The organism is Microbacterium sp. (genome assembly GCF_029263575.1).
Taxonomy (GTDB): Bacteria; Actinomycetota; Actinomycetes; order Actinomycetales; family Microbacteriaceae; genus Microbacterium.
On record NZ_JAJUFV010000209.1, the window covers coordinates 1 to 4,400 of the forward strand.

Annotated in this window: 4 protein-coding genes; 2 read left to right on the plus strand and 2 right to left on the minus strand. The window is 65.8% G+C overall.

All coding sequences use genetic code 11. From position 1 onward, the window contains the following. Together Q1J95_RS14875 and Q1J95_RS14880 are read right to left on the minus strand one after the other, a co-directional pair. Positions 1-1,627 (minus strand): DEAD/DEAH box helicase (locus tag Q1J95_RS14875; RefSeq protein WP_300269029.1); only part of this gene is annotated, 1,627 nt, incomplete at its 3' end. A gap of 50 nt (positions 1,628-1,677) precedes the next feature. Further along, positions 1,678-3,378 (minus strand): long-chain-fatty-acid--CoA ligase, encoded by a 1,701-nt coding sequence (locus Q1J95_RS14880; RefSeq protein ID WP_300269032.1) that lies wholly within the window; start codon positions 3,376-3,378, stop codon positions 1,678-1,680. A gap of 63 nt (positions 3,379-3,441) precedes the next feature. Between Q1J95_RS14880 and gatC the strand changes: the two genes are divergently transcribed. Next, positions 3,442-3,741, plus strand: coding sequence for an Asp-tRNA(Asn)/Glu-tRNA(Gln) amidotransferase subunit GatC (gene gatC / locus Q1J95_RS14885; protein WP_300269035.1), 300 nt, complete (start codon positions 3,442-3,444; stop codon positions 3,739-3,741). Next, on the plus strand, positions 3,738-4,400 hold a 663-nt coding region (locus tag Q1J95_RS14890), incomplete at its 3' end, for an amidase (RefSeq protein ID WP_300269038.1). The genes gatC and Q1J95_RS14890, both read left to right, overlap by 4 nt.

The window sequence follows — 4,400 nt, forward strand, 5'->3', positions numbered from 1 at the left end:
CCGCATCCATCGTCGCGGGCAGCTCGACGATGGAGAAGTCTGGCTTGATGTTGATCGCGCCGAAGTCGTCGCGGCCGAGTCCGCCCTCGTTGGCGAGCGCGCCGACGATCTGCCGCGGCTCGACACGGTGCCGGCGGCCGACCTCGATCCGATACGGTGCGTAGTCGCCGCGACCGCGCCGCTCACGCGGCTCGCGCGCCGGCCGATCGCGCCCTTCCCTCGGCGGGCGGTTGTCGCGGGCCACCGCAGCCGTCAGCGCGTCGTTCTCGGGATCGAGCAACAGGGGAGTGTCCCCTTGCGCGACGACGGCGAGCGCTGCGGCGACATCGGCTTCGGGAACGTCGTGGTTACGCACGTAGTGGGCGATGATGTCGCGGAACTTCTCGATGCGGTCGCCAGCGCCCAGCGCTGCGGTGATGGCGTCGTCGAAGCGGGCGAGGCGTGTGGTGTTGACGTCCTCGGTGGTCGGCAGCTGCATCTGCGTCGGCTGCTGGCGCGTTGCCTTCTCGATGTGCTTCAGGAGGTAACGTTCACGCGGGGTGATGAAGCTGATCGCATCACCGCTGCGGCCGGCGCGACCGGTGCGACCGATGCGGTGCACATCCGATTCGGTGTCGGTGGGGATGTCGAAGTTCACGACGTGGCTGATGCGCTCGACATCGAGTCCGCGCGCTGCGACGTCGGTGGCGACGAGAATGTCGAGCTTTCCGTCTTTGAGCTGGTTGACGCTGCGCTCGCGCTGCACCTGCGGTACATCGCCGTTGATCGCCGCAGCGGAATAGCCGCGGGCACGCAGCTTCTCTGCAAGAGTCTCGGTCTCGTTCTTCGTGCGGACGAAGACGATCATACCGTCGAAGTTCTCGACCTCGAGGATGCGGGTGAGAGCATCGACCTTCTGCTGGTACGAGACGACGAGGTAGCGCTGGGTGATGTTCTGGTTGGTGGTGGTCTTCGCCGTGATCGCCACTTCTTCCGGCGTGTTCAGGTACTTCTGGGCCAGGCGGCGGATCGCAGCCGGCATCGTGGCCGAGAACAGCGCGACCTGCTTGTCGGAAGGCGTCTGAGCGAGGATCTGCTCGACATCTTCGGCGAAGCCCATCTTGAGCATCTCATCGGCCTCGTCGAGCACGAGGTACTTCAGCTCGGACAGATCGAGGGTGCCCTTGGCCTGGTGATCCATGATGCGGCCGGGCGTGCCGACGACGATGTGAACGCCACGACGCAAAGCCGACAGCTGCTGCCCATAGCCCTGGCCGCCGTAAACCGGCAGCACATGCACGCCCTTCATCTTCGACGAATACGATTCGAATGCCTCGCACACCTGCAGGGCGAGCTCACGGGTCGGCGCGAGCACGAGCGCCTGCGGAGTCTTCTGCGTGAGATCGAGATTCTCTAGCACGGGAAGCGCGAAAGCGGCGGTCTTACCTGTGCCGGTCTGCGCCGTTCCCAATACGTCACGCCCCTGCAGCAGCAGGGGGATCGTGGCGGCTTGGATGGGCGAAGGGGTCTCGTAGCCGAGGTCGCGGATGGCTTTCAGCACGGGCCCGGTGACGCCGAGCTCCTCGAATCCGGGTGTTACAGGGGACTCGTCGGCGGGCTCGTTCAGGGGTGCGTCTTTTGGGGTCACTAACTAAAGGTAGCGCCCCGAGGTGCGCCGTGCCTGTGAAGACGCGGCACTCAGGTGTCGGTGGTGAGCGAGAGGATCTTTTCTTTGACCTGTCGGCGCAGAACCTTGCCGATCAGAGACTTCGGCAATTCGTCGACCACGAAGATGCGTCGTGGCACCTTGTAGGGCGTGAGGATGCCGCGCGCGAACCCGCGAATCGACTCCTCGTCGAGCTCGGCGCCCTCGTCGAGAACGACCGCGGCGACGACTTCTTCTCCGGAGTGTTCGCTGGGCAGGCCCACTACGGCTACGTCGTCGACGGACGGATGCTGACGCACGACGTTCTCGACCTCGGTGGGTGAGACGTTGAAGCCACCGGTGATGATCAGCTCTTTGATGCGGTCGACGATCCGCACGAACCCGTCGTCATCGATCGTGACGATATCGCCGGTGCGATACCAACCGTCGACGAACGCTGCCTCTGTCGCTTCTGGCTTTCCGTAGTACCCGCTGAACACCTGTGGCCCGCGCACGACGAGCTCGCCCGGGCTCCCTGCCGGAACGTCGCGCGTGGGCTCGTCCGGATCGACCACACGGCACTCGGTGCCCGGCAACGGCAGCCCGACGGTGCCCGGCACGCGATTGTCGGCGACGGGGTTCGCCATCAGCACGGGAGAGCACTCGCTGAGCCCGTAGCCCTCGACCAAGTACCCGCCGCTGGCCTCTTCGAAGGGGACGACCACCTCATGCGGGAGGGCCATGGCGCCAGAGATGGCGACCTCGATACCGGTGAGGGAGACGCCCTGGGTGCGGGCGGCGCTCAGCAGACGCTCGGCGATGGGAGGAACGAGCGGGAGGAACGTGGCCGGATGCTTCTTGACGACATCCAGAACGAGGTCGGGGTCGAACTTGGGAAACAGGACCAGACGCGCACCCATGGACATCGCAAACGTCAGGCAGAGCGTGAGCCCGTAGGCGTGGAACATGGGAAGCACGGCGTAGACGACGCATCCGTCGCCGCGCTGGATCGATGGCACCCAGGCCTGCGACTGAGCGGCGTTGGAGAGCAGGTTTCGGTGGGTGAGCGCGGCTCCCTTCGGCGTGCCGGTCGTCCCGGAGGTGTACTGGATGATCGCCAGGTCGTCAGTGGCAGGGAGCGGATGCGACGCCGGAAGCGGCTGCGATCTCACGACCTGCTTCCACTCGATCGCACCACGGACCTTCTCGGTGAGGGCTGCGCGGGACTCGCGAGCCTTCGCGATGGGCAGCTTCAGGGCGAGTCGCGTGAAGAACGGCATAGCTGTGGTGACATCGACCGAGACCAGAGACGTCACGGCGAGGTCGGCGGGAAACTCCTGCAGGGTCCCCACGACCTTGCTCCACACGATGGCGTGCTTGGCGCCGTGGTCTTCGAACTGCTTGCGCAGCTCTCTGGCCGTGTACAGCGGATTGTGCTCGACGACGACGGCACCCAACCGCAGGACCGCATAGAAGGCGACGATGTGCTGGGGACAGTTCGGCAGCACGATCGCGACGGTGTCACCGGCGTGCACACCCAGCTCGCGTAGTCCGGATGCGGCACACGCGATGGCGTCCTGCATCTCCGCATAGGTGGTCTCCTGCCCGAAGAACTGCAGCGCCACAGCATCCGGATAATCACGCGCAGAATCCGTGACGATATCGAGAAGCGACCCTGAGACCTCGGGCAGATCTTTCGGAACACCGTCGGCATAGCTGGCGATCCAGGGACGAGGAGGAACGTACGTCGTCATATCGACAGCCTATGGGCACTCGCGGCGCACGGCAGAGCGAACGGGGCGAACTACACTGGGAGGGTGTCTGAAATCACCCCTGAACTCGTGCGCCATCTCGGCGTGCTTGCACGCATCCAGCTGAACGATGACGAGGTGTCGAAGCTGACCGGCCAGCTCGACGCGATTGTCGACAACATCGCCAAGGTGTCGGAGGTCGCGACCGCCGATGTCGTCGCCACCAGCCATCCCATCGCTCTGGCGAACGTGTTCCGCCCTGATGTGGTCGGCGAGACGCTGACGCACGAGCAGGTGCTGCAGAACGCGCCGGATGCGGCCGACGGTCGCTTCCGTGTGACGGCGATTCTGGGGGAAGAGCAGTGAGCGAACTGATCAGATTCACCGCGGCTGAACTCGCCGACAAGCTCAGCACCGGCGAGGTCTCCAGCGTCGAGGCCACCCAGGCGCACCTCGACCGCATCGCCGCCGTCGACGCTGGCGTGAACGCCTTCCTGTACGTCAACGAGGACGCGCTCCGGGCGGCAGAGTCGATCGACGCGCAGCGCAGCGCAGGGGAGAGCCTTCACCCGTTGGCCGGCGTTCCGCTCGCGATCAAAGACGTGCTGGTGACGACCGATCAGCCCACCACGAGCGGGTCGCGCATTCTCGAGGGCTACATGTCACCGTACGATGCGACGGTCGTGGCGCGTGCGCGTGCCGCCGGTCTCGTTCCGCTGGGCAAGACCAACATGGACGAGTTCGCGATGGGCTCGTCGACGGAGCACTCCGCGTACGGCCCCACTCGCAACCCGTGGGATCTCGACCGGATTCCCGGTGGCTCCGGCGGTGGCTCCGCCGCGGCCGTCGCGGCCTTCGAAGCGCCCTTGGCTCTCGGCTCCGACACCGGAGGCTCGATTCGCCAGCCGGCCCATGTGACGGGCACCGTCGGCGTGAAACCGACCTACGGCGCCGTAAGCCGCTATGGCTCGATCGCGTTGGCCTCCAGCCTCGACCAGGTCGGCCCGGTCACGCGCACGGTCCTC